Source organism: Stenotrophomonas sp. RG-453 (assembly GCF_033843685.1).
Taxonomy (GTDB): Bacteria; Pseudomonadota; Gammaproteobacteria; order Xanthomonadales; family Xanthomonadaceae; genus Stenotrophomonas; species Stenotrophomonas bentonitica_A.
Map to the genome: position 1 here is coordinate 77,756 of NZ_JAMYED010000003.1, position 23,122 is coordinate 100,877.

Annotated in this window: 24 protein-coding genes; 16 read left to right on the forward strand and 8 right to left on the reverse strand. The window is 66.2% G+C overall.

The genetic code is table 11. The features are described 5' to 3' along the window. Positions 1-54: 54 nt before the first annotated feature. From ybeY to miaB, 3 genes are all read right to left on the reverse strand, one after another. Positions 55-540, reverse strand: a complete 486-nt coding sequence (gene ybeY, locus NJD74_RS05880) for an rRNA maturation RNase YbeY (RefSeq protein ID WP_019185849.1) — start codon at positions 538-540, stop codon at positions 55-57. Then, positions 537-1,523: a PhoH family protein gene (locus tag NJD74_RS05885; RefSeq protein ID WP_070426995.1), complete on the reverse strand. Its 987-nt coding sequence runs from the start codon at positions 1,521-1,523 to the stop codon at positions 537-539. Before NJD74_RS05885 ends, ybeY begins: the two co-directional genes overlap by 4 nt. A gap of 228 nt (positions 1,524-1,751) precedes the next feature. Continuing rightward, positions 1,752-3,215, reverse strand: coding sequence for a tRNA (N6-isopentenyl adenosine(37)-C2)-methylthiotransferase MiaB (miaB, locus tag NJD74_RS05890; protein WP_302476393.1), 1,464 nt, complete (start codon positions 3,213-3,215; stop codon positions 1,752-1,754). Between the two features lie 119 nt (positions 3,216-3,334). On the opposite strand from miaB, the gene NJD74_RS05895 reads away from it, so the two are divergent. The 6 genes from NJD74_RS05895 (at position 3,335) to NJD74_RS05920 (ending at position 8,476) form a co-directional block, all read left to right on the forward strand. After that, positions 3,335-4,291: a lytic transglycosylase domain-containing protein gene (locus tag NJD74_RS05895; protein WP_319623842.1), complete on the forward strand. Its 957-nt coding sequence runs from the start codon at positions 3,335-3,337 to the stop codon at positions 4,289-4,291. A gap of 171 nt (positions 4,292-4,462) precedes the next feature. Next, positions 4,463-5,083: a ubiquinol-cytochrome c reductase iron-sulfur subunit gene (gene petA, locus NJD74_RS05900; protein WP_019186259.1), complete on the forward strand. Its 621-nt coding sequence runs from the start codon at positions 4,463-4,465 to the stop codon at positions 5,081-5,083. Positions 5,084-5,085: 2 nt separating this feature from the next. Next, positions 5,086-6,345, forward strand: a complete 1,260-nt coding sequence (locus NJD74_RS05905) for a cytochrome bc complex cytochrome b subunit (RefSeq protein WP_019186260.1) — start codon at positions 5,086-5,088, stop codon at positions 6,343-6,345. Beyond that, a complete protein-coding gene (locus NJD74_RS05910) occupies positions 6,338-7,084 on the forward strand; it encodes a cytochrome c1 (protein ID WP_019186261.1) in 747 nt (248 codons plus the stop codon). The genes NJD74_RS05905 and NJD74_RS05910 overlap by 8 nt, the downstream gene beginning before the upstream one ends. 160 nt (positions 7,085-7,244) lie before the next feature. Further along, positions 7,245-7,880: a glutathione S-transferase N-terminal domain-containing protein gene (locus tag NJD74_RS05915; RefSeq protein WP_019186262.1), complete on the forward strand. Its 636-nt coding sequence runs from the start codon at positions 7,245-7,247 to the stop codon at positions 7,878-7,880. Between the two features lie 152 nt (positions 7,881-8,032). Continuing rightward, positions 8,033-8,476: a ClpXP protease specificity-enhancing factor gene (locus tag NJD74_RS05920; protein WP_019186263.1), complete on the forward strand. Its 444-nt coding sequence runs from the start codon at positions 8,033-8,035 to the stop codon at positions 8,474-8,476. 178 nt (positions 8,477-8,654) lie between these two features. On the opposite strand, the gene NJD74_RS05925 is transcribed toward NJD74_RS05920, so the two are convergent. The 4 genes from NJD74_RS05925 to NJD74_RS05940 all read right to left on the reverse strand — a co-directional run bounded on the left by NJD74_RS05925 (position 8,655) and on the right by NJD74_RS05940 (position 11,362). Beyond that, positions 8,655-9,011 carry a DUF3301 domain-containing protein gene (locus NJD74_RS05925; RefSeq protein WP_019186192.1) on the reverse strand — a complete coding sequence of 119 codons (357 nt, stop codon included), beginning with the start codon at positions 9,009-9,011 and terminating at the stop codon, positions 8,655-8,657. An 82-nt stretch (positions 9,012-9,093) separates the two neighbouring features. Beyond that, complete coding sequence (locus tag NJD74_RS05930; RefSeq protein ID WP_070470690.1) at positions 9,094-10,143, reverse strand: DUF2272 domain-containing protein; 1,050 nt, start codon at positions 10,141-10,143, stop codon at positions 9,094-9,096. A gap of 95 nt (positions 10,144-10,238) precedes the next feature. Then, positions 10,239-11,096, reverse strand: coding sequence for a carboxylating nicotinate-nucleotide diphosphorylase (gene nadC, locus NJD74_RS05935; RefSeq protein ID WP_319623843.1), 858 nt, complete (start codon positions 11,094-11,096; stop codon positions 10,239-10,241). After that, entirely contained in the window at positions 11,093-11,362 is a 270-nt protein-coding gene (locus NJD74_RS05940) for a Trm112 family protein (RefSeq protein WP_019186189.1), read from the reverse strand. Before NJD74_RS05940 ends, nadC begins: the two co-directional genes overlap by 4 nt. Positions 11,363-11,421: 59 nt before the next feature. Between NJD74_RS05940 and purE the strand changes: the two genes are divergently transcribed. Continuing rightward, a complete protein-coding gene (purE, locus tag NJD74_RS05945) occupies positions 11,422-11,925 on the forward strand; it encodes a 5-(carboxyamino)imidazole ribonucleotide mutase (RefSeq protein WP_019186188.1) in 504 nt (167 codons plus the stop codon). Next, complete coding sequence (locus NJD74_RS05950) at positions 11,922-13,070, forward strand: 5-(carboxyamino)imidazole ribonucleotide synthase (RefSeq protein ID WP_070470687.1); 1,149 nt, start codon at positions 11,922-11,924, stop codon at positions 13,068-13,070. Before purE ends, NJD74_RS05950 begins: the two co-directional genes overlap by 4 nt. Before the next feature lie 129 nt (positions 13,071-13,199). Here the strand turns inward: NJD74_RS05950 and NJD74_RS05955 are convergent, their stop codons facing one another. After that, the gene (locus NJD74_RS05955) at positions 13,200-13,781 is read right to left on the reverse strand and encodes a Fe-Mn family superoxide dismutase (protein WP_070470685.1); all 582 of its coding nucleotides are present in this window, start codon (positions 13,779-13,781) and stop codon (positions 13,200-13,202) included. Between the two features lie 162 nt (positions 13,782-13,943). Between NJD74_RS05955 and grxD the strand changes: the two genes are divergently transcribed. From grxD to NJD74_RS05995, 8 genes are all read left to right on the forward strand, one after another. After that, positions 13,944-14,264, forward strand: coding sequence for a Grx4 family monothiol glutaredoxin (gene grxD / locus NJD74_RS05960; protein WP_019186185.1), 321 nt, complete (start codon positions 13,944-13,946; stop codon positions 14,262-14,264). After that, positions 14,261-15,001, forward strand: a complete 741-nt coding sequence (locus NJD74_RS05965; protein ID WP_070470683.1) for an SDR family NAD(P)-dependent oxidoreductase — start codon at positions 14,261-14,263, stop codon at positions 14,999-15,001. The genes grxD and NJD74_RS05965 overlap by 4 nt, the downstream gene beginning before the upstream one ends. 405 nt (positions 15,002-15,406) lie before the next feature. Further along, entirely contained in the window at positions 15,407-18,589 is a 3,183-nt protein-coding gene (locus NJD74_RS05970) for a TonB-dependent receptor (protein ID WP_319623844.1), read from the forward strand. Between the two features lie 297 nt (positions 18,590-18,886). Next, positions 18,887-20,275, forward strand: coding sequence for a nucleotide 5'-monophosphate nucleosidase PpnN (gene ppnN, locus NJD74_RS05975; protein WP_319623845.1), 1,389 nt, complete (start codon positions 18,887-18,889; stop codon positions 20,273-20,275). Between the two features lie 161 nt (positions 20,276-20,436). Beyond that, a complete protein-coding gene (locus NJD74_RS05980) occupies positions 20,437-20,952 on the forward strand; it encodes a GspH/FimT family pseudopilin (protein WP_167390320.1) in 516 nt (171 codons plus the stop codon). Then, on the forward strand, positions 20,949-21,431 hold the full coding sequence (gene pilV / locus NJD74_RS05985; RefSeq protein WP_070427004.1) for a type IV pilus modification protein PilV: 483 nt from the start codon (positions 20,949-20,951) through the stop codon (positions 21,429-21,431). Before NJD74_RS05980 ends, pilV begins: the two co-directional genes overlap by 4 nt. Continuing rightward, complete coding sequence (locus tag NJD74_RS05990; protein ID WP_070427005.1) at positions 21,428-22,597, forward strand: PilW family protein; 1,170 nt, start codon at positions 21,428-21,430, stop codon at positions 22,595-22,597. Before pilV ends, NJD74_RS05990 begins: the two co-directional genes overlap by 4 nt. A gap of 1 nt (position 22,598) precedes the next feature. Beyond that, on the forward strand, positions 22,599-23,117 hold the full coding sequence (locus NJD74_RS05995) for a PilX N-terminal domain-containing pilus assembly protein (protein ID WP_070470681.1): 519 nt from the start codon (positions 22,599-22,601) through the stop codon (positions 23,115-23,117). The last annotated feature ends 5 nt before the right edge of the window (positions 23,118-23,122 follow it).

The window sequence follows — 23,122 nt, forward strand, 5'->3', positions numbered from 1 at the left end:
GCGGCATACATCCTTGTATGGCGAAGACATCAGCAAGCGCAGCGCAGGGGGGACTCAGCGCTCGCCGGCATACGGATCGGCGATGCCGAGTTCGGCCAGGATGTCGCGCTCGAGCTGTTCCATGGCATCGGCTTCCTTCTCGTCCTCATGGTCCCAGCCGAGCAGGTGCAGCACGCCGTGCACGGTCAGGTGCGCGTAATGGGCGTTGAGCGCCTTGCCCTGTTCGTCGGCCTCGCGGGCAACCACCGGGGCGCAGATCACCAGGTCGCCCAGCAGCGGGAACTTCACGCCCTTGGGCAGGCCCTCCGGCAACTCAGCGGGGAAGCTGAGCACGTTGGTGGCGTAATCCTTGCCGCGGTAATGCCGGTTCAGGGACTGGCCTTCCTTGGCATCGACCAGGCGGATGGCCAGGTCGGCCTCGCGGATGCGGCCTTTCAGGGCCGCGGCCACCCATTTGCGGAAGCTCACCGCCGAGGGCAGACCCGCGCGGGGCAGGGCGTAGTTGATGGCGACGTCCAGGCGTACGGGACCACGGGTCATGGGTTCGCTCCGGGTTGGACCTGTTGCAGATCGCGGCGATCGTAAGCGCTGACGATGCGCGCCACCAGCGGATGACGGACCACGTCGCGCGCTTCGAAGAAGGTGAAGCTCACGCCCTCGACATCGCGCAGGACCTCGATGGCATCGCGCAGGCCGGATTTCACGTGCTTGGGCAGATCGGTCTGGGTGAGATCGCCGGTGACCACCGCAGTGGAGCCGAAGCCCAGGCGGGTCAGGAACATCTTCATCTGTTCAACCGTGGTGTTCTGCGCTTCATCCAGGATCACGTACGCATCGTTGAGGGTGCGCCCGCGCATGTAGGCCAGCGGCGCGATCTCGATGACGTTCTTCTCCAGCAGCTTGATCACTTTTTCCACGCCGAGCATTTCATACAGCGCGTCGTACAGCGGGCGCAGGTACGGGTCCACCTTCTGGCTCAGGTCGCCGGGCAGGAAGCCGAGCTTTTCGCCGGCCTCCACCGCCGGGCGGACCAGGATCAGGCGCTGCACGCGCGCTTCGTTGAGCGCTTCCACCGCACTGGCCACGGCCAGGAAGGTCTTGCCGGTACCGGCCGGGCCGATGCCGAAGTTGATGTCATGGGTGGTGATCTGGTGCAGGTAACGGGCCTGGTTGGCGCCCCGGCCGCGCACGGTGCCGCGCTTGACCTTGATCGCCACCTCCTGGGCCTCGTAGGCGCGTTCTGCCACCTGCTCCACGTTGGCCTGGTTCAGGCGCAGGTGGATGGCGTGGCTGTCGAACACCACGTCGCCGGCTTCGGCGTACAGCGCTTCGATCAGGGCCTGAGCATCGGCGACCACGGCTTTGGGGCCGGTCACGCGGAACACGTGCCCACGGTTGGCGATTTCCACGCCGAGTTTGAGTTCCACTTGGCGGAGATGTTCGTCGAATGGGCCGGCCATGTTGGCCAGGCGCTCGTTGTCTTCCGGGGTGAGGGTGAAGTCGCGTTGTGCGAGTGCGGTCATTGCGTCCGGCGGCCGCCGGTCCAGCCGACCGGGCCGCAAGCTGGGAAAGGGAGAACAGGGTAGCGCGGGTGTCGGGCCGCCGCTACTTTTCCACATCGCCTGTGCAGTGCCGGTGCAGCAAGCTGTGGATAGCTGCGCGCAGCCCTAGTGCGACAACGGGTCTGATGGCGTGATCAAAAAAGCGTCACGCCGGGGGCGCGCCGTGGTCCGGCGCGCGCGATGCCTTGCTCAGTCCGCCGTCACCATCCGCGCGCGCAGCGAATTGCTGTACGCCTCGGTGATCACCACATCGACGAACTGGCCGACCAGGCGCGGGTGCCCCGGGAAATTCACCGAGCGCATGTTCTCGCTCTTGCCGGTCAGCTCGTTCGGGTTGCGCTTGGAGGGGCCTTCCACCAGCACGGTCTGCACGGTGCCGACCATCTTTTCGGAGATGGCCGCCGCCTGCTCGTTGATCCGGGCCTGCAGGCGCGACAGGCGCGCGTGCTTTTCCGCATCCGTGGTGGTGTCTTCCAGATCGGCAGCCGGCGTGCCCGGGCGGCGCGAATAGATGAATGAGAAACTCTGGTCGAAGCCCACGTCCTCGATGAGCTTCATGGTCTTTTCGAACTCGGCATCGGTCTCGCCGGGGAAGCCGACGATGAAGTCCGAGCTGATCGAGATGTCCGGGCGCACCGCGCGCAGCTTGCGGATCTTGGATTTGAATTCCAGCGCGGTATAGCCACGCTTCATCGCCGAGAGTACGCGGTCGCTGCCGGCCTGCACCGGCAGGTGCAGGAAGTTGGCCAGCTGCGGCACATCGCGGTAGGCATCGATCAGCGAGTCGCTGAACTCCAGCGGGTGCGAGGTGGTGAAGCGGATCCGGCCGACCCCGTCGATCTCGGCGATGGTGCGGATCAGCAGCCCGAGGTCGGCGAACTCGCCGTCGCCATACGGGCCACGGTAGGCGTTGACGTTCTGGCCGAGCAGGTTGATTTCCAGCACGCCCTGCGCGGCCAGCTGCGCCACTTCCACCACTACGTCCTCGAACGGGCGGCTGACCTCGGTGCCGCGGGTGTAGGGCACCACGCAGAACGAGCAGTACTTCGAGCAGCCTTCCATGATCGACACGAATGCGGAGGCCCCCTCGGCACGCGGCTCGGGCAGGGCGTCGAACTTCTCGATCTCCGGGAAGCTGATGTCCACCTGCGACCGGCCCGATTCCCGGCGCTGGCGGATCAGCTCCGGCAGGCGGTGCAGGGTCTGCGGGCCGAACACCAGGTCAACGTGCGGGGCACGCTTGATGATCGCTTCGCCTTCCTGCGAGGCCACGCAGCCGCCGACGCCGATGATCACGCCACGGCCGTTGTTCTTCAGCGCCTTCCAGTAACCGAGCTGGCTGAACACCTTCTCCTGGGCCTTCTCGCGGATGGAGCAGGTGTTCATCAACAACACGTCGGCCTCGGCCGGGTCGTCGGTGAGTTCCAGCCCTTCGGCGGCGGCGAGCACGTCGGCCATCTTGGTCGAGTCGTACTCGTTCATCTGGCAACCGTGGGTCTTGATGTACAGCTTGCCGCGCACCGGACCGTTCACCTGCGGCTTGGCGCCGGGCAGGGGGAGCAGGTCGGGGCGGGGGGCGGAGCTGGGCGGAGCGGAGGCAGGCAGGGCAGAACCGGCCGAAGTCGGCGCGGTCGAAGCTGGCGTCCCGGTCATGGCGCTTATTCCAGTCGGGTGGGCGGGCAGGCAGCCGGTTGGCTGCGGTGAGCAGGCCATTGTAGCCGGGTCGGGCGCCCCCCTTGGCAATCCCCGGGGAATTGGGGACACTCCCGCTCATGAAGGGGATGTTGGGGATCGCTGCGCTGGCCTTGGCTGCGCTGACCGCTATGCCGGCCAGTGCGGGCACCCTGTACAAGTGTGTTGGCAGCGACGGCATTCCCAGCTATGTGAGCAAGCGCGTGGCCGGGGCCAGCTGCAGTGTGATCAGCAGCTACCGGCCCGACCGCGGCGCGGCGCCTCGCCGGGCCGTGGCAGCGCCGCCCGCGCCGGCCCCGGCGGCCCCGATCGCCCGCGCGGCGCCAGCGCCGGCCCGGGCCGATACCGCCACCGCGGCGACTGCGATCAACCCGGCCCCGGCACCGTCCCCCGTCCCGGCCACGGTGCTGACCGCGCCCTCCGCCCCGGCGGCGGCTGGCAACAAGGCTGGAAAGGTCCGCAGTGGCCAGCTGTACGCCTATATGAAAGACGGCGTGCGCCATTACACCAGCGCACGCCCGAGTGGGGTCGCCAGCCTTGGCCAGGTCCGCACCATCCACTACAGCTTCATCGAGCGCTGCTACGCCTGTGGCGCCAACCCGGCGGTCAACTTCGGCTCGGTACGGCTCAACACCACGGCCTACCAGAGCGAGATCGCCGCTGCGGCCCGCGAGTTCGGGGTGGAAGAGGCGGTGGTCCGCGCGATCATCCATGCCGAATCGGCCTACAACCCGACCGCGCTCAGCCGGGCCGGCGCGCAGGGGCTGATGCAGCTGATGCCGCCAACCGCGCGCCGCTTCGGGGTCAGCGATTCCTTCGATGCCTCGCAGAACATCCGCGGCGGCGTGCAGTACCTGTCCTGGCTGCTCAAGCGCTTCAACGGCGATCTCACCCTGGCCGCGGCGGGCTACAACGCCGGCGAGGGCGCGGTCGACCGCCATGGTGGCGTGCCGCCTTACAGCGAGACCCAGTATTACGTGAAGCGGGTGGCTCTGTTGGCCGACCGCTACCGCGGCGCCGTGGCCAGCCATCAATGACCCATGGCGCCGGTGGTGCCTGATGCCGTACTGTCGGGGTAATGTCGTTCCGTAGGACCGCGTTGTGTGGCCGACTTCGGTTCAGCTACACTCGCGGCTGATTCAATGTGGACTGGCCCCCACCGGTCTGCTGGCAGCCTCAAGCTACCTAAATCAATATCGGAGTGCCGGATGGCCAACGATGGGGTAAACGATCCAGTCAACACTGGACGTCGGCGGTTTCTCTCAGCAACCACTGCGGTGGTCGGAGCGGTCGGCGTCGGATTTGCAGCGGTACCGTTCATCAAGTCCTGGAATCCCAGCGCCCGCGCCAAACTGGCCGGTGCCCCGGTGATTGCCGACATCAGTGCGCTCCAGGAAGGCCAGCGTCTGGTCATGGAGTGGCGTGGACAGCCGATCTGGATCGTCAAACGCTCCAAGGCCATCCTCGATGCGCTGCACGGGCTGGACGGCCGCCTCAAGGATCCCGAGTCGGGCGAGAAAGAACAGCAGCCCGAGTACGTGCTCAAGCAGAATCCCGAGTTCCGCTCGATCAAGGCCGAGGTCTCGGTGCTGGTCGGGCTGTGCACCCATCTGGGCTGTTCGCCGGAAATGGTCGCCGAGATCCGCCCCGAGCCCTACGACCCCCAGTGGAAGGGAGGCTACTTCTGCCCCTGCCACAAGTCGCGCTTCGACATGTCCGGTCGCGTGTTCAAGGATGTTCCGGCACCGATCAACCTGCTGGTGCCGCCGCACCATTACCAGGACGACAACACCATCATCATCGGCGTTGATCCGCAGGGGGCGGCTTGATCATGGCCAATATCCTTTCCCGCACCGCCACCGGCGTCGCCGACTGGGTCAACGCCCGCGCGCCGGGCCTGATGCCGGTCTACCGCAAGCACGTCACCGAGTACTACGCGCCGAAGAACTTCAACATCTGGTACTACTTCGGCTCGCTCGCGCTGCTGATCCTGGTCAACCAGATCGTCACCGGCATCTTCCTGACGATGCACTACAAGACGAACGCGGCCGAAGCGTTCGCCTCCATCGAATACATCATGCGGGACGTGGAGTGGGGCTGGCTGATCCGCTACATGCACTCCACCGGTGCCTCGCTGTTCTTCATCGTGGTCTACCTGCACATGTTCCGCGGGCTGCTCTACGGCAGCTACCAGAAGCCGCGCGAGCTGGTCTGGATCCTCGGCATGCTGATCTACCTGGTGCTGATGGCCGAAGCCTTCATGGGCTACGTATTGCCATGGGGCCAGATGTCGTTCTGGGGCGCGAAGGTGATCATCTCGCTGTTCGGTGCGATCCCGGTGATCGGCACCGGCCTGACCGAATGGATCATGGGCGACTACCTCCCCAGCGACGCCACCCTCAACCGCTTCTTCGCCCTGCACGTGATCGCCCTGCCGCTGGTGCTGTTGCTGCTGGTGGTGCTGCACCTGGGCGCGCTGCACGAGGTGGGCTCCAACAACCCGGACGGCGTGGAGATCAAGAAGGGGCCGAAGGGCAACCGCTGGTCGGCCATCGCACCTACCGACGGCATCCCCTTCCACCCGTACTACACGCTCAAGGATGCGGTCGGCGCCGGCTTCCTGCTGATCATCGCCGCCTTCATCATCTTCTTCGCGCCGGCCTTCGGCGGCCTGTTCCTGGAGCACGACAACTTCACCGAGGCCAACCGCCTGGTGACACCCGAGCACATCAAGCCGGTCTGGTACTACACCCCGTACTACGCGATGTTGCGCGTGGTGCCCAACAAGCTCGGCGGCGTGATCGTGATGTTCTCGGCGATCGCCATCCTGTTCCTGGTGCCGTGGCTGGATCGCGCGCGGGTGAAGTCCTACCGCTACCGCGGCCTGCTCTCGCGCGGTCTGCTGGGCATGTTCGCGGTGTGCTTCGTGTGGCTGGGCGTGATCGGCTCCGGCCCGGGTACGGATGCGCACGAGACCTACATCGGACGCGTGCTGACCTTCCTGTACTTCGCCTTCTTCATCACCATGCCGCTATGGACCAAGCTGGACAGGACCAAGCCGGTACCGGACCGGGTGACCACGCATGACTGACCACTGGATTGTCCGGCTGGCCTGCGCGGCCGCCCTGATGCTCGGTGTCGCGGTGGCCGATGCCGCCGAAGGTGCCAAGACCCTGCAGGCCGGCAACGACCTCAGCGACCGTGCGTCGCTGCAGCGTGGCGCACAGCTCTACATGAACTACTGCTCGGGCTGCCACGCGCTCAAATACCTGCGCTACTCGCGCATGGCCGCCGATCTCGGGCTGAGCGAAGAAGAGGTCATGAACAACCTCAACTTCACCGGTACGCCGGTCGGTGAGCCGATCCCGGTGACGATGCCCAAGGCGCAGGCGGAAAAGTGGTTCGGCAAGATGCCGCCGGACCTGAGCCTGATCTCGCGGGTGCGGGGCAGTGACTGGGTCTACACCTACCTCAAGTCGTTCTACCTCGATCCCACGCGTCCGCTGGGGTGGAACAACACCGTGTTCCCGAATGCCTCCATGCCCAACCCGCTGTGGGAAATGCAGGGGCTCCAGCACGCCGTGCACGGCAAGCCGGAGAACCCCGGCGAAGACCCGCCGGTGGTCGGCCTGAAGATCGAACAGCCCGGCAACATCGATGCCGGCCAATACGATCAGGCGGTGCGCGACATCACCAATTTCCTGGAGTATGCCGGTGAGCCGGCCGCCCTGAAGCGGCAGAAGCTGGGGGTATGGGTGATCCTGTTCCTGGCGCTGCTGACCTTCCTGGCCTATCTGCTCAAGAAGGAATACTGGAAGGACGTCCACTGAGCGGTCCGGCGCCTTCCCGCGGCGATCGTTCCCCACGTGGGACGATCGACCTATTGGCTTTTGTGATGTGCGGTTGCACACTCGGGTACTGTGACGACCGTCAGCAATGGGCTGGCGGCGCCGATACGACCGGCGGTTACCGGACGTTGGAGAGCCTTTGATGGCGGCGAGCGTACGCATGCGGAATACCCTGACGCTGTTTTCCTCGAACGACGATGTCCTGTGCCATCGCGTACGGCTGGTACTGGCGGCCAAGGGCGTCACTTATGACTCCGTGCCGGTCGACCCGCAGAACCCGCCCGAAGATCTCATCGATCTCAATCCGTATCACTCCGTGCCCACCCTGGTGGAACGCGAGCTGGTGCTGTACGCGGCCTCGGTGGTCAGCGAGTACCTGGACGAGCGCTATCCGCACCCGCCGCTGATGCCGGTCGATCCGCTCTCGCGGGCCCGCATCCGCCTGGCGATGCTGCGCATCGAACACGACTGGGTGCCGCAGGTGCAGGCCATCCAGCTGGGCAACAAGACCCAGGCCGAGGCCGGGCGCAAACGTCTCAAGGAACTGCTGACCAGCGCGGTGCCGCTGTTCAAGGCCAGCAAGTTCTTCCTCAATCCGGAAATGAGCCTGGCCGACTGCGCGATGGCGCCGATCATCTGGCGGCTGCAGGCGCTGGACGTGCCGTTGCCGAAGGATGGCAAATCGATCGAAGACTACGGCAACCGCATTTTCCGGCATCCGGGCTTCATCCGCAGCCTGACCGATCAGGAAAAGAAGCTGCGCGATCTGCCGGTCTGATCGGCAGGGGCGAGCGCCGCGTGCGGCACGGCTGTACTGAACGAAATCGCGGTGCCGGTACGCGCCATGGCTGACCTGCGGGTAGGCGGGCGCGTACACTTGCATCAGGCAATCCGGATCAAGAGCAGCCGAGCACGGCTCGGCTCTACCACATGACAGAAGACACTTTTCGCATGACCAGCCACCGCCCGTACCTGTTGCGGGCCTTGGTGGAATGGATCAATGACAACGACCTGACGCCGCACATCCTGGTCGACGCCGGCATGCCCGGCGTGCAGGTTCCGCAGAGCGCGGTCAAGGACGGTCGCGTCGTGCTGAACATCGCCGAGCGCGCCGTGGTACGCCTGCATATAGACAATGAGAGCGTGAGCTTCTCGGCCCGTTTCTCCGGCACCAGTTACCCCGTGCAGGTGCCGATCTCGGCCGTGCTGGCGGTGTACGCCCGCGAGACCGGGCAGGGCATGGCGCTGCCCGATGACATCCCTGGCCATGAGCCGGGCCCGGACGACGAGCTGCCGCCGGACGATTCACCGACCCCGCCGGACGACGCACCGCCCAAGCCCAGCGGTCGCCCGCATCTGCGGGTGGTCAAATAAGACACACGATGGCCGCCGCAAGGCGGCCATTTTCATGGGTAGAGCCGACCGTTGGTCGGCTGCTCTCCGCGCCCATCAACGGCAACGACCCGGTAGAGCCGACCGTTGGTCGGCTGCTCTCCACGCCCATTGACGGCCACGGCCAACGGCAGCCGACCAACGGTCGGCTCTACCGGGGTCAGACGTCTTCGGCGTCGCGGGTATCGATATCGCGCCGGATCTCGCTGATCCGCGCCGCCGACGGCCCCACGAAGGTGATCAGCTGATCGCCGCGCAGCACCATGCGCCCGCTGTGGCGGTCCACGCCATCGTGCGAGTACTCGAACTTGAAGGTGCGCTCCCAGCCCAGCCAGCCATTGTCCTTGCGGCATACGCGCAGGCCGGTGGCATGCACGCTCTGGTCCAGCCACTGCACGTCGGCTGCGCGGCAGGCGTTGCGCCCGAGCACGCCGGCGCGTTCGGCGGCGGCACGCGAGGAATTCCAGAAGGCGTAGGCGAACGCGCCGGCAATCATCAACAGGATCAAACTGGGCATCGGTGACTCGGCGCGGTCAGGGAGGTCGGTGACTCCAAGATGGCGACGAACGCGGCGCGGATCAAGCCATACGCCATCAAGATCAGGGTGTGCGGGGTGGCGGGACCGGCGGGCGGGGCGGCACCACGGTGGGGGCCCGCATCGGTGCCTGGGACGCCGGCGATGCCATCGGCGGTGCCGTGGCACCAGCACCGGCAGCGGGCGGGGTCACCGGGTCCGGGGTGACCGTCGGCATCGGCGCGGGCGCGGTGGCCACCAGTTTCAGCAGGGCGGCCCAATCCTGGCGATTGAAGCTGCACTCCTCTTCGCGGCCGGGCGTGCAGCCCAGGTCCATGCCGTCGCTCGCCGTGGCTTTGGCCGGCGGCAGCTCGATCCGGCCACTGCGGTCCAGCGAGAGCTTGCGCATCGCCACGGTGTTCATGACGTTGCCGCCGATCAGATACAGCGTGCGGTCACCGCCCATGTTGGCCGCGATGACCACTTCGCAGTGCGATTTCCAGTGCGTGACCGAGCCGTTGGACAGCGACTGGACCAGGCCGCTGTAGCTCAGCGTTTCACGCCGGTCGCGGAGGTAGCACAGCAGGTCGCCGGGTGCAGGCTTCTCCTGCGCGGGATCGGCCATGCGGTACGGACCACTGTTCTGGAAGGCGGCCCGGATATAGTCGATGTGTCGGGGCGAACGGGTAAAGCCGGGTACCGAGGCGCGGGTCATCACCCATGAGATGAAGGCCGCCGACCATGGGTTGTCGATCAGGAAAGCACGGCAATCGGTATCGGTATAGCGCGTACCCGGCGGGGCCATGCAGCTCGATGCGCCGGGTTGGCTTCCCATCGGCGACAACGTTCCGCTCTGCCGCCAGTAGCCGACCACGCGCTGCCAGGCGACCAGGCCGTTGTCGGCCAGGTGGACGTCCTCGGCTTCGGTGACGCTCAGGCTGGCCGCGCGTCCATCGCGGTCGATGAAGGGCCGATACCAGAGGCGATGTTCAGTGCAGGCAGTCCGGACGATGTTGATCGCCACCGGGCTGAGCCCGAAGCGCGGTGGCACATCGCAGACCTCGGCTGCGGATGCCTGGAGCGGCAGCAGCGCGAGCAGGGGAGACAGGCAGGCGAGAAGCGGCAGGCAGCGCATGCGTGCAATCCAGATGGGGGCAGACGCAGCCTCGCAGACCGCATCTGCCCATACCGTGAAAGCGGGGAGGCATCGCCCGCGGATCGGCACGCGCTTCAGCCGGGGGGCGGGCCCAGTTTCAACGACAGGTCGATCGCCTGCACGTGCTTGGTCAACCCACCGATCGAGACGCAGTCCACGCCGTCCTCGGCGATCGCGCGCAGCCCGTCCAGGCCGACGCTGCCGGAGACTTCCAATGGAATCCGCCCGGCCGCGATGCGCACGGCCTCGCGCCGGGTGGCGGCATCGAAGTCATCGATCAGGATGCGGGTGCAGCCCACCTCCAGCGCCTCGCGCAGCTGGTCCAGGTCTTCAACCTCGACCACCAGCGGCAACGCCGGCCACTGCACGCGCGCTGCCTGCACCGCCGCGGTCAGCGAGCCGGCGGCGCGGATGTGGTTTTCCTTGAGCATGACCGTGTCGAACAGGCCCAGGCGGTGGTTGTCACCGCCGCCACAGCGCACCGCGTACTTCTGCGCGACGCGCAGCCCGGGCAGCGTCTTGCGGGTGTCCAGGATCCGCGCGCCGGTGCCGGCCACCGCCGCGACGTACTGCGCGGTGGTGGTCGCCGTGCCCGACAGGGTCTGCAGGAAATTCAGCGAAGTGCGTTCGGCGCTCACCAGGCTGCGGTTGCGGCCCTGCAGGAGGGCCAGCACGGTGCCGGCGGCGACACGGTCACCCTCGGCCACGCGCCAGTCGATCCGCACCTGCGGATCCAGCGCCCTGTGGGTCGCATCGAACCAGGGGCGGCCGGCGATCACCGCGTCCTGCTTGCACAGCAGGTAGGCAGTGTCGGGGCGGTCCGGGAGCAGGGCGGCGGTGACATCACCGCTGCCGATGTCCTCGGCCAGTGCACGGGCCACATCGGCGGCCACCAGGGCGGCCTCGGGGGCCGGCACGGGGAGGTGGCTCATTTTTCCGGGAAATCGGCGATCTGGGCGGTGGCAATGGCCTCTTCGGCCAGCAGCACCGGGATGCCATCGTCCACGCGGAACACCTGCTTGCGGTCGCGGGTCAGCAGGGCCTCGCGCAGCGTCTGCGCCTGCGGGCTGCCATCGGCCTTGAGCACGGCGCCGCTGCCGATCGCGCGGTTGAGCGCGTCCAGGCCGGTGGCATCGAGCAGGGACAGGGGCTGGCGCGTATCGGGCGAGCACAGGAGGTCGAGCAGCTTGCGATCCATGGATTCTTCGTCTTGCGTGGAAGACGGCTAGAATACGTCTTTAAGGCAGGTGACGGCCAATGACCCTCAACCAAACCGCGCCGCTCGTCGGCATCGTCATGGGTTCCCGCTCGGATTGGGAAACCATGCAGCACGCCGCCCAGAAGCTGGATTCGCTGGGTGTTCCCTATGAAGTGAAAGTGGTCTCGGCGCACCGCACGCCGGACGTGCTGTTCACCTACGCCGAGCAGGCGGGCCAGCGTGGCCTGCGCGCGATCATCGCCGGTGCCGGCGGGGCCGCGCACCTGCCGGGCATGATCGCCGCCAAGACCGCCGTGCCGGTGCTGGGCGTGCCGGTGCAGTCCAAGGCCCTGAACGGCATGGATTCGCTGCTCTCGATCGTGCAGATGCCGGCCGGCATCCCGGTCGCCACCTTCGCCATCGGCAACGCCGGCGCCTCCAACGCGGCGCTGTTCGCCGCGGCGATGCTGGCCTCGGACCAGCCGGCGATCGGCGAGGCGCTGGAGGCCTTCCGCGCCCGCCAGACCGAAGACGTCATGGCCCACGACGACCCGCGTCAATGAGCGTCAGGACCGTTGGCATTCTGGGCGGCGGTCAGCTGGCCCGCATGATGGTCCTGGCCGGCGCGCCGATGGGGCTGCGCTTCGAGCTGTTCGACCCCGCCGCCGATGCCTGTGGCGGCCAGGTCGCGCCACTGCAGGTGGCCGCGTTCGAGGATGAGGCGGCCCTGGCCGCGTTCGCCGCCCGCGTGGACGTGGTGACCTTCGATTTCGAGAACGTTCCGGCGCGCAGCGCCAAGTTCCTGGCCGAGCGCGTGCCGGTGCATCCCCATCCGGATGCGCTGGCCGTGGCCCAGGACCGGCTCAGCGAGAAGACCCTGTTCCAGTCGCTGGGCATCCCGCTGCCAGCCTTCGCCGATATCCGCAGCCGTGACGAACTGGCCGCCAAGGTCGCCGAGTTCGGCATGCCCTGCATCGTCAAGACCCGCCGCCTGGGCTATGACGGCAAGGGCCAGTTCCGGATCCGCAGCGCCGCCGATATCGACGCGGCCTGGGACACCCTCGGCAGCCAGGTCGAAAAGACCGGCCTGATTCTGGAAGGTTTCGTCGCCTTTGATCGCGAGGTCAGCGTGGTGGCGGTACGGGCGCAGGATGGCGAGTTCCGCGCCTGGCCGATCACCGGCAACTGGCACGTCAATGGCGTGCTCTCGGCCAGTCTGGCCCCGGCGCAGCTGTCGGCGGCCCAGCATGAGGCGGCCATCGGCTACGCGCGCACCCTGGCCGAGCGGCTGGACTATGTCGGCGTGTTCGCGCTGGAGCTGTTCTGCCGTGGCGATGAGCTGCTGGCCAACGAGATGGCCCCGCGCGTGCACAACTCCGGCCACTGGACCATCGAAGGCAGTGAGACCTCGCAGTTCGAAAACCACCTGCGCGCCGTGCTGGGCCTGCCGCTGGGCGATACGCGCATGCTGGGTCATGCCTGCATGCTCAACTGGATCGGGCAGATGCCGGAGGCCAACGCCGTGCTCGCCCAGGCCAGCGGCCATTGGCACGATTACGGCAAGCAGGCTCGGGACGGGCGCAAGGTTGGCCATGCCACGCTGCGTGATGACGATGCGGCGGTGCTGGCCGATGCATTGGAACGTGTCGGTGGGCAGCTTGATCGCGGCGAGCAGGTCGCGCCGGTGATCGAGATCCTGCGCGGTTAGAGGTCCGGTAGTGCCGGCCGCTGGCCGGCGCTGGCGGTGCGAGGTACAAGGGGAGCCGGCCAGGGGCCGGCACTACTTGCCAGGGCGCATGACCTGGACGCACGACCAACGGCCGTGCGCTGCCGGGCATCAGTCGCGCAGCTGCGCGGTAACGAAGTCCCAGTTCACCAGTTTCCAGAAGGCCTCCAGATAGCGCGCGCGCTCATTCTGGTAGTCGGTGTAATACGCGTGCTCCCACACATCGCAGGCCAGCAGCGGGGTGCTCTCCCCGGTCAGGGGCGTGCCCGCGTTGCGCGTCACCTGGATCGCCAGCGCGCCGTTGGGATGCTGTACCAGCCACACCCAGCCCGAGCCGAACAGGCTCAATGCCGCCCGGTCGAACGCCTCGCGCAGCCGTTTGGCATCGCCGAAATGACGGGTCACCAGTTCGCCCAGCCGACCCTGCGGCTCGCCACCGGCGCGCGGGTGCAGGCAGTGGAAATAGAACTGGTGGTTCCAGGCCTGGGCCGCGGCATCGAACAGGCTGCCCTGGCTCTGGCGGACGATGTCCTCCAGCGGCAGCTCGGCCAGTTCCGTGCCTTCGATACATGCGTTGACCGTGTCCAGATAGCCGCGCAGGTGCCGCCCGTGATGCAGGTCCAGCGTCTGCGCCGACAGGTGGGGTTGCAGGGCGGTGCGGTCGTAGGGGAGGCGAGGCAGTTCGAGGGGCATGGGCACGACAGATTGGGAAGGGAAAGCGCCGCGCGATCGCGGATCGGCATCAGTGTGGCCGATGGCAGGGTGCCCACCACGCGAAGGTAGGGCATACAATGGCGGCCAGGGAAGTCTATCCGACCGGTGAGGCCGGGTTGTCCCATTGGAGGGAGAGTCGTTGTGGCGGTGATGCAGCAGATCCAGTCCGAAGTCGAACGTTACCCTCTCGTGTTGTTCATGAAGGGCACTCCGCAATATCCCATGTGCGGCTTTTCCAGCCGTGCCATCCAGGCATTGATGGCCGCCGGCGCGATCGCGCTGCGCACGGTCAACGTGCTGGAAGAACCCGAGATCCGCGCCAACCTGCCGCGCTTCTCCAACCTGCCGACCTTCCCGCAGCTGTTCATCCACGGCGAGCTGATCGGTGGCTGCGACATCGTGCTGGAGCTGTTCGAATCCGGCGAGCTCAAGCGGATCGTCGAAGAGGCCTCCCAGCCGTGAGCGCGGTCCCGTCCGTGGTGGTCGGGACCGGATCGCTCGCCGATCGCGTCATTCTCATCGCCGGGGCCGGGGGAGGGTTTGGCAGCGCCGCAGCCGTGGCCTGCGCGCAGGCCGGGGCAACCGTCGTCCTGCTGGGGCGCAAACCGCGCCGCCTGGACCGGGTCTATGCCGCCGTCGAGGCAGCCGGTCCCGAGCCGCTGCTGTATCCGCTGGATCTGGAAGGGGCTACCCCCGACGATTACGCGACCCTGGCCGAACGCCTGCAATCCGAACTTGGCCACCTGGATGGGGTGCTCTACTGTGCGGCCGATTTCGCCGGGCTGACCCCGTTCGAGCTGGCCGACCCCGCCGCCTTCGCCCGCGCCGTGCACGTGAACCTGACCGCGCCGGCCTGGCTGGCCCAGGCCTGCCTGCCCCTGCTGCGCCAGAGCGACGATGCCGCGCTGGTGTTCACCGTGGACGACCCGGCACGGGTGGGGCAGGCCTATTGGGGGGGCTATGGCGCCGCCCAGCACGGCCTGCGTGGGCTGATCGCCTCGCTGCATGACGAACTCGGCCGCAGCCCGGTCCGGGTCAGTGGCCTGCAGCCGGGCCCGATGCGCACGGCCCTGCGCGCCCGAGCGTTCTCGCTGGATGAGGACCGCACCGCCCGTGATCCGGCCGAGTGTGCCGCCGCCGCGGTCCTGCTGTTGTCCGCTGCCGGCGCGGCGTATCGCGGCCAGATTCTCGACGCATGAGCGCGGCAAAGGCGTCACCGCTGGCGCGAACCTGCCCAGAGCCTCCTGAATGTGCCCCGGGCCTCCTAAACGTGCCCCGGGCTCCTATGGGTAATGCCGGCCGCTGGCCGTCTCCCCAGCCAACCCGCAGAACGCCAACCGGACACCGCTGAGGCCCTCAGTAGCCCGCATTCAGCCGGTCACAATCAAATGTGAAGATGGCGTCATGATCCCGTTGTGATGGCGTGTGTTTTGTCGCCAAACCGTCACAATCCGGGGCTATCGTGTTAATCTAGTGTTAACCGTTGCGGCTGAAACCAGCTCGCGGCTAGGGAACCCAGATAAAAGTCCAGTCAGCCGCCAGCAAGGCTGCTTGGGCGCGTTTTTTCTCCGCCATCGCCAATCTCGCATCGAGGCTACTCCCCAATGACCCACTCCCGTTGTCTCCGGATGTCCAAGCTCACGCTTGGTCTCGTGGCTGCACTTGCCGCCGCTCCCGCCTTCGCCCAGAGCACCTCTTCCGGTGTGGGCGGTCAGGTCACGTCGGCTGCAGGCGCGCCTGTCGTCGGTGCAGAAGTCACCATCACGCACACCGAGTCGGGCACCGTCAGCCGCGCCACGACCGATGCATCGGGTCGTTACAACGCGCGCGGCCTGCGCGTGGGTGGTCCGTACACCATCACCATCAACAAGCCGGGTGAAGGCACCAAGACGGAAGAGGGTGTGTACCTCGGCGTCAACCAGATCGGTACCGTCAATGCGGCACTGACCGGCGACCTCGCTGCAACGAACCTCGATGCCGTGCAGGTCACCGCCGTGGCCGCAGGCTCGGAAGTGTTCAGCGCCACCAAGATGGGCTCGGGCACGTCGATCAGCCAGGAAACGATCGAAGCCATGCCGTCCGTCGGCGGCAACATCCAGGACATGATGCGCCTGGACCCGCGCGTCGCTTTCGTTGACCGTGCTTCGGGCAGCATCAGCGCCGGCGGCCAGAACCCGCGCTACAACGCCGTCCGTATCGATGGCGTGTCCGCCAGCGACACCTTTGGCCTGGAAGGCAACAGCTTCCCGACCCGTCGCCAGCCGGTTTCGATGGAAGCCATCGAAGCCATCAACGTCGACCTGTCCAGCTACGACATCACCATCACCGGCGCCACCGGCGCTGTGGTTGATGCCGTGACCAAGTCGGGTACCAATGAGTTCCACGGCTCGGTCTACGGCTACATGCGTGACGGCAGCTGGTTCGGTGACAACCCGGGTGGCGGCAAGTTCAACGGTTTCGAAGACGAGAAGACCTACGGCTTCACGCTGGGTGGCCCGCTGGTGAAGGACAAGCTGTTCTTCTTCGCCAACTATGAGAAGTTCGAGCAGTCCGCCCCGGGCGCCGACATCGCCGGCAGCGCCATCGGCGCCGGTACCATCACCGATGCCCAGATCGCGCAGGCCCAGCAGATCTTCCAGGAGCGCTATGGCGTGTCGGCGGGCAGCTACGACGCCGCTTCGGACACCAACCTCGAAGAGTACGCGCTGAAGCTGGACTGGAACATCACCGACAATCAGCGTGCGAGCTTCCGCTACAGCAAGCTGGAGCAGGACAAGCTGCGCATCAATGGCTACGGCCAGACCACCGGTGCCTCGATCAGCTCGTACTGGTACCAGCACGACAAGAAGATCGAGTCCTACGTCGGCCAGCTGTTCAGCGACTGGAGCGACAACTTCTCGACCGAAATCAAGGCCAGCTACCGCGATTACTCGGCCATCCGCAATCCGTCGGCTCCGGGTACTCCGGCGATCCTGATCGGTTTCGGCGGTCTGAACTCGAACCGCGAGTCGGTCGCCAACCCGACCCTGTACCTGGGTACCGAAGCCAACACCCAGTACAACGAGCTGTACACCAAGACCTGGAACTACTTCGCCTCCGGCACGCTCACCCTGGGCGACCATGACGTGAAGTTCGGTGCGGATTACAGCAAGAACGAAATCTACAACCTGTACGCACCGAACATTGACGGTTACCTGGTCTACAACGGCATCGAAGGCTTCCGTAACAACACGCCGGTGGTCAGCACCTGGCGCAACCCGGTGGACGGTGGCGTGGAGAGCCTTGCGGCCGACTACGACTACACCACCCTGGGCCTGTTCGTGCAGGACACGTGGTACGTCAACAACAACCTGACCCTGACCCTGGGCGTGCGTGCGGACAAGTACGACACCAACAAGGACACGGCCTACAACCAGCGCGCCAGCGAGTTCTTCGGTTACGACAACCGTTCGATCGGCGACAACGGCTTCCTGGTGCAGCCGCGCGTGGGCTTCAACTACACCTTCGACAGCGATCGCCCGACGCAGCTGCGCGGTGGCGTTGGCCTCTTCCGTGGTGAAGCGCCGCAGGTGTGGCTGGGCAACATCTACGCCAACAACGGCGTGAACTTCACCCAGGGCACCGATTACCCGTACAACAACCGCAACCGTCCGGCACAGCAGGTCGTGAACTTCGTCTCCGACGATTTCCGCACCCCGTCCGTGTACAAGGCCAATCTGGCGTTCGATCACGAACTGCCGTGGAACGGTCTGGTCGCATCGGCCGAGCTGCTGGTGACCAAGGTCAAGGATGGTCTGTACTTCAAGCGCCTGGAACTGATGCAGCCGAGCTACACCGGCGGTCCGGACGGTCGCAACTTCTACTGGGGCAACGTTGCCAACGCCTCGACCTCCAAGTCGACCACCCCGAGCTGGGTGAGCGATGCCGTGCTGCTGGACAACACCGACAAGGGCCGCACCGCGCAGTTCACCGTGTCCCTGGCCAAGCCGTTCAGCCCGGACAGTGACTGGGCCTGGAACCTGGGCTACACCTATACCGATGCGAAGGAAGTTGCCAGCAACGCCTCCTCGGTGGCGACCTCGAACTGGAACAACAACTACATCTTCCAGGCCAACGAGAACGCGCTTGCGCGCTCGCGTTACGAGATCCGCAACCGCATCTCGGGTTCGGTGAACTGGAAGCATGCGTTCTTCGGTGACTACGAGACCCAGGTCGGCATGTTCTATGAAGGCCGTACCGGTCGTCCGTACAGCTTCGTGTACTCCAACGACATGAACGGCGACGGCCGCACCTACAACGACCTGTTCTATGTGCCGAAGGGTCGTGGCGACGTGCTGTTCACCGGCGGTGCCGCCATGGAAGAAGCCTTCTTCGCATGGATGGAGAACAATGCACAGCTGAACCGTTACGCCGGCCAGGTGACCCCGCAGAACTCGGCTCGCGCCGGTTGGGTCAACACCTTTGACGTGCGTATCACCCAGCAGTTGCCGGGCTTCATGAAGGGCCACAAGTCCGAAATCTGGCTCGATATCCAGAACGTGGGCAACCTGCTCAACAAGAAGTGGGGTCGCATCGACGACTTCGGCTTCTATGCTGACCAGGGCATCGCCAACTTCCGCGGCATCGACCCGACCACTGGCAAGTACCTGTACGAGTTCCGTGCAGAGCGCCAGGGCAACACGAGCGCCACCGTGACCGACAGCGCCTTCGCCAACGCGGACGCCGACGGTTTCAACACCGGTGTGTCGCAGTGGTCGCTGCAGCTGGGCTTCCGCTACAAGTTCTGATGCGTCGGACCTAGTGGATGATTGAAAAGCGGCCGGGGTAACCCGGTCGCTTTTTTTTGTCTGTCAGGACGAGGCGGCTGGAGCGCCCCGGTCTCCATCGGCCGCCCCACTGAGTGTTGTGCTGGGTAGTGCATGCCTGTATATTCAGTTGGTTGCGCGGAAATCAGTGCAATTGCGACGGCCCAGTGCCCCTGTCGCGGTCAGGACACATCCAAACGGTCGGGTTTCCCGGCCGTTTTGCTTTTTAAGGGGGCAGCGGTACAGTCGGTAACCTTGAGGAAAGCGAACAAGATGGACATGACGATCAACGAAAAGCCGGCGCGTACGCTGCCGGTGCAGGACGCGCGGATCTACCCGCGCGGTGGGCTGGATGTGTTGTCGCGTGCTGAAGTGGCACGCCTGCGCGACGCCTCCGGCGGCGGCATGCACGAGCTGCTGCGCCGCTGCGCGCTGGCCGTGCTGACCAGCGGCAGCGCCTCGGACGATCCGCGCGCGGCGCGCGATCTGTATCCCGATTTCGATATCCAGGTGGCGCAGCAGGACCGCGGCGTGCGCATCGATCTGGTCAACGCCCCGGCGATGGCCTTCGTCGATGGCGAGATCATCCGCGGCGTGGCCGAGCTGCTGTTCGCCGTGGTCCGCGACCTGGCCTACATGGCCATCGAGATGGGCCCGGCCTACGCGGCCGAGCTGGAGTCGTCCGAGGGCATCACCAACGCGGTGTTCGGGCTGCTGCGCAATGCGCACATCCTCAATCCCGGCGACCCGAATCTGGTCGTCTGCTGGGGCGGTCATTCCATTGGCCGCGATGAGTATCTGTACACCAAGCAGGTCGGCTACGAGCTGGGCCTGCGCGGGCTGGATATCTGCACCGGCTGCGGTCCGGGCGCGATGAAGGGCCCGATGAAGGGCGCCACCATCGCCCATGCCAAGCAGCGCAAGACCACCACGCGCTACATCGGCCTGACCGAGCCGGGCATCATCGCCGCCGAGTCGCCGAACCCGATCGTGAACCATCTGGTGATCATGCCGGACATCGAGAAGCGTCTGGAAGCGTTCGTGCGCATCGGCCACGGCATCATCGTGTTCGCCGGTGGCGTCGGCACCGCCGAGGAGATCCTGTACCTGCTGGGCATCCTGCTGCGCGAAGAGAACAAGGACCTGCCGTTCCCGCTGATCCTGACCGGCCCGACCGTGGCCGCACCGTACTTCGAGCAGATCGACCGCTTCATCCGCCTCACCCTGGGTGAAGAGGCCGCCAGCCGCTACGAGATCATCATCGGCGACCCGGTCAACGTCGCCCGCAAGATGGCCCAGGGCATCAAGCGCGTGCGCGAGCACCGCCTGGCGCAGAAGGATTCGTTCTTCTTCAACTGGTCCATCGAGATTCCGTGGGAGTACCAGCAGCCGTTCGTGCCGACCCACGAGGCGATGGCGTCGCTTGACCTGCACCACGGCCGTCCGCCACATGCCCTGGCGGCCGACCTGCGCCGCGCGTTCTCCGGCATCGTGGCCGGCAACGTGAAGGAAGACGGCATGCGCCGCATCGAGCAGTTCGGGCCGTTCGAAATCCACGGCGATGCGGACATGATGCAGGCCCTGGATGAACTGCTGCGCGCCTTCGTCGAGCAGCGCCGGATGAAGATCTCCGGCGAGTACCAACCCTGCTACAAGGTCATGGCCTGAGGGCCTGACCGGGCCGGCGGCGGGCAGGGGCCGCTGCCGGTTCTCGATCTGCGTCAACCCATTGACGCCTGTCGCCTCCGGGCGACCGTTCGTCCTGCCGCCGCTTGCTGATCGGCGGCGGGGCGTTCATCTTCTGTGTCATCAACGCTGGGGAGCGTTTCATGTCTTTGCGCCGGTCCAACGGCTTCACACTGATTGAGCTCATGGTGACCATGGCGGTGCTTGCCGTGCTGGTCGCGGTGGGGTTCCCGAATTTCCTGAGCGTGATCCGTTCCAACCGGGTGGTCGCGGCCAACAATGAAGCGCTGGGCCTGCTGTCGCTCGCGCGCAGCGAGGCGATCCGCAACAACAAGGGCGGCGGTGTCTGTGGCAGCGCCACCGGCACCAGCTGCGACGGGGACTGGAACAGCGGCATCCTCGCCTTCGCCGACCCCGACGGCAGCGGTACCCTGGAAACCAGCGAAACGGTCCTGCGCTACAGCCAGGGCCACCCCAGGCTGGTGGTGGACGGGCCGGACAACGTGGCCATCAGTTTCGACGGGCGAGGTCGCCGCCAGGCGCCTGCCGACCAGACGCTGACCCTGCGGCCGGACGAATGCAGCGGCCAACCGATGCAGCGCACCGTGACCATCAATTCCTCCGGCCAGGCACGCAGTGCCCAGGGAGCGTGCCAATGAAGCGCAAGCATCCTCGCCGCCTGCGCGCAGCGCCGGGTGGCTTCACGTTGATCGAGGTGCTGGTTGCCATTGTCGTGCTTGCTTTCGGCCTGCTCGGCTTCGCGCTGCTGCAGACCATGAGTGTGCGCTTCACCCAGAGCGCCAACTACCGCACCCAGGCGACCAACCTGGCGTACGACCTGATCGATCAGATGCGCGCCAATCGCTATCAGGCGGCCTGGTACAGCACGGCATCGTTCTCGCCCGGGACGGTGGCTGTTGCCGGGGCCTGCGGCCGCCCGACCGGCAATGCGGTCACCATCCAGCAGAACGTCGCGCGGTGGCAGTGCCAGGTGGCCAAGGCATTGGGCGAGACCGCCAGTGCCAACGTGGCCTACGAAGATGGCAGCGTCACCGTCCAGATCGCTTGGGGTGACCAGCGCTGGGACAAGGACAAACCCGATGAAAAGACCACCTTCACCGTGACATCGCAGCTATGAGCCCTTTCCCGAACACACGGCGCAGGCAGTCGGGTCTGTCGCTGATCGAGCTGATGGTCGCGGTGGTGATCGGCACCGTGCTGATGCTGGGCGTCATCCAGGTCTTCATCGCCTCGCGCACCGCCTCGAGGTTGGCTGAAGGCGTGGCACGCACCCAGGAAAACGCCCGGTTTGCGATCGATTTCCTCGAGCGCGACATCCGCATGGCCGGCCACTACGGCTGCGTCAACGATCAGGCGCATTTCATCAAGGACGAGGGCGACCCGCGCCATCATTTCACCGCTGCGTCCGGGGCCGGCAGTCCGCTGGATTTTTCGGTGGCGGTGCAGGGCTATGAAGCGGGGGGTACCGCGCCGGGCGATACCCTGACCCTGGGCGAGGCCTGGAGTGACGCAGGCAACCTGCCGTCCGAGATCGTCGGGCTGAATCCACTGGGGGGCAGCGATGTGCTGGTACTGCGCTTCCTGGCCGGTGAAGGCGTTCCGGTCACGGCCATCACCGCGGACAGCGGCGGCAGTGAATTGACGGTGGACACCGAGCGCGCCGCCCGGTTGAGCCAGGGCACGCCCGCTGCGCCGACCATGTTCGGTATCGCCGATTGTGCCCACGTCGACATTTTCCCGGGAAGCGTCGCCGGGGGCACCGTCACGGCGACCAACGCGGACCTGTCCAGGTATGCGCCGCCCAATGGGCAGACGCTGGTCTACCGCGCCGAGTCCATCGTGTACTACATCGGGGCCGGCGCGTCCGGCGAGCCAGCGTTGCGCCGTGCCCGCGCCAATGCGGCCGGCGCGTACCCGGCCGAGCTCAATGAGGAGCTGGTGGAAGGCATCGAAAACCTGCAGGTTCTGTTCGGCCTGGATTCGACCCCGGACATCAGTGTCGATGCCTCGCCCATCGGCAACATCACCGTGCAGGCAACCGCCAGTGGCGTCTCCACGGGCACCGACGCGGCCGCGGCCGGGCAGTGGCGACGCGTGGGCCTGGTGCAGGTCGGCGTGCTGGCGCGCAGCCCGCAGCCGGCCGATGCGCTGCAGGCCCAGCAGAAGGTGGCTCGCCAGGGCGCACTGGGCGTGGAGTTCGCGCCGTCCGATACCCGTGATACGCGCTACCGGGCCAGCTATGAGGTATCGGTGGCCTTGCGCAATCGACTCTATGGGAACTGACATGCACGCCTCCGTCCGCCCCGTCGTTCGTTCTCCGGCCCCACAACGCCAGCGTGGCGCCGTGCTGTATGTGGCGCTGGTGATGTTGATCCTGCTGGCGCTGATCGGTATCGCGGGCATGCAGGTCGCCGGCATGCAGGAGAAGATGTCGGCCAATTATCGTGCGAGCAATCTGTCCTTCCAGAACACCGAAGCGACCGTGCGCACTGCCGAGCATCTGGTGGAGAAAATCGCCAATCGTCAGGAGCTGCCCGATGGCAGCCTGATTGTCGCCGGCGACATCGATGCCGGCTGCGATGCTGCCTTCGACCCGTCAGAGTGGGGCAGCGAGCAGAGTTCCGATGCGGTTCCAGCGGTAACGGTCAGGCAGATCGATACCTGCGTGCCCTTCGGCACCGGCGTGGGCCTGGGCGGGCCGCGCGATACCCCCATTCCGATCTATCAGATCACGGGCTACGCCGCCGATGACGCTGAACATCCCACCTCTTCGACCGTGATCGACACGGTTTTCAAGCTCTGAGGACG

Bases quoted from the DNA above. Each gene is read 5' to 3' on its own strand.
- ybeY (WP_019185849.1), bottom strand. From the start codon at position 540: ATGACCCGTGGTCCCGTACGCCTGGACGTCGCCATCAACTACGCCCTG.
- NJD74_RS05885 (WP_070426995.1), bottom strand. From the start codon at position 1,523: ATGACCGCACTCGCACAACGCGACTTCACCCTCACCCCGGAAGACAAC.
- miaB (WP_302476393.1), bottom strand. From the start codon at position 3,215: ATGACCGGGACGCCAGCTTCGACCGCGCCGACTTCGGCCGGTTCTGCC.
- NJD74_RS05895 (WP_319623842.1), top strand. From the start codon at position 3,335: ATGAAGGGGATGTTGGGGATCGCTGCGCTGGCCTTGGCTGCGCTGACC.
- petA (WP_019186259.1), top strand. From the start codon at position 4,463: ATGGCCAACGATGGGGTAAACGATCCAGTCAACACTGGACGTCGGCGG.
- NJD74_RS05905 (WP_019186260.1), top strand. From the start codon at position 5,086: ATGGCCAATATCCTTTCCCGCACCGCCACCGGCGTCGCCGACTGGGTC.
- NJD74_RS05910 (WP_019186261.1), top strand. From the start codon at position 6,338: ATGACTGACCACTGGATTGTCCGGCTGGCCTGCGCGGCCGCCCTGATG.
- NJD74_RS05915 (WP_019186262.1), top strand. From the start codon at position 7,245: ATGGCGGCGAGCGTACGCATGCGGAATACCCTGACGCTGTTTTCCTCG.
- NJD74_RS05920 (WP_019186263.1), top strand. From the start codon at position 8,033: ATGACAGAAGACACTTTTCGCATGACCAGCCACCGCCCGTACCTGTTG.
- NJD74_RS05925 (WP_019186192.1), bottom strand. From the start codon at position 9,011: ATGCCCAGTTTGATCCTGTTGATGATTGCCGGCGCGTTCGCCTACGCC.
- NJD74_RS05930 (WP_070470690.1), bottom strand. From the start codon at position 10,143: ATGCGCTGCCTGCCGCTTCTCGCCTGCCTGTCTCCCCTGCTCGCGCTG.
- nadC (WP_319623843.1), bottom strand. From the start codon at position 11,096: ATGAGCCACCTCCCCGTGCCGGCCCCCGAGGCCGCCCTGGTGGCCGCC.
- NJD74_RS05940 (WP_019186189.1), bottom strand. From the start codon at position 11,362: ATGGATCGCAAGCTGCTCGACCTCCTGTGCTCGCCCGATACGCGCCAG.
- purE (WP_019186188.1), top strand. From the start codon at position 11,422: ATGACCCTCAACCAAACCGCGCCGCTCGTCGGCATCGTCATGGGTTCC.
- NJD74_RS05950 (WP_070470687.1), top strand. From the start codon at position 11,922: ATGAGCGTCAGGACCGTTGGCATTCTGGGCGGCGGTCAGCTGGCCCGC.
- NJD74_RS05955 (WP_070470685.1), bottom strand. From the start codon at position 13,781: ATGCCCCTCGAACTGCCTCGCCTCCCCTACGACCGCACCGCCCTGCAA.
- NJD74_RS05970 (WP_319623844.1), top strand. From the start codon at position 15,407: ATGACCCACTCCCGTTGTCTCCGGATGTCCAAGCTCACGCTTGGTCTC.
- ppnN (WP_319623845.1), top strand. From the start codon at position 18,887: ATGACGATCAACGAAAAGCCGGCGCGTACGCTGCCGGTGCAGGACGCG.
- NJD74_RS05980 (WP_167390320.1), top strand. From the start codon at position 20,437: ATGTCTTTGCGCCGGTCCAACGGCTTCACACTGATTGAGCTCATGGTG.
- pilV (WP_070427004.1), top strand. From the start codon at position 20,949: ATGAAGCGCAAGCATCCTCGCCGCCTGCGCGCAGCGCCGGGTGGCTTC.
- NJD74_RS05990 (WP_070427005.1), top strand. From the start codon at position 21,428: ATGAGCCCTTTCCCGAACACACGGCGCAGGCAGTCGGGTCTGTCGCTG.
- NJD74_RS05995 (WP_070470681.1), top strand. From the start codon at position 22,599: ATGCACGCCTCCGTCCGCCCCGTCGTTCGTTCTCCGGCCCCACAACGC.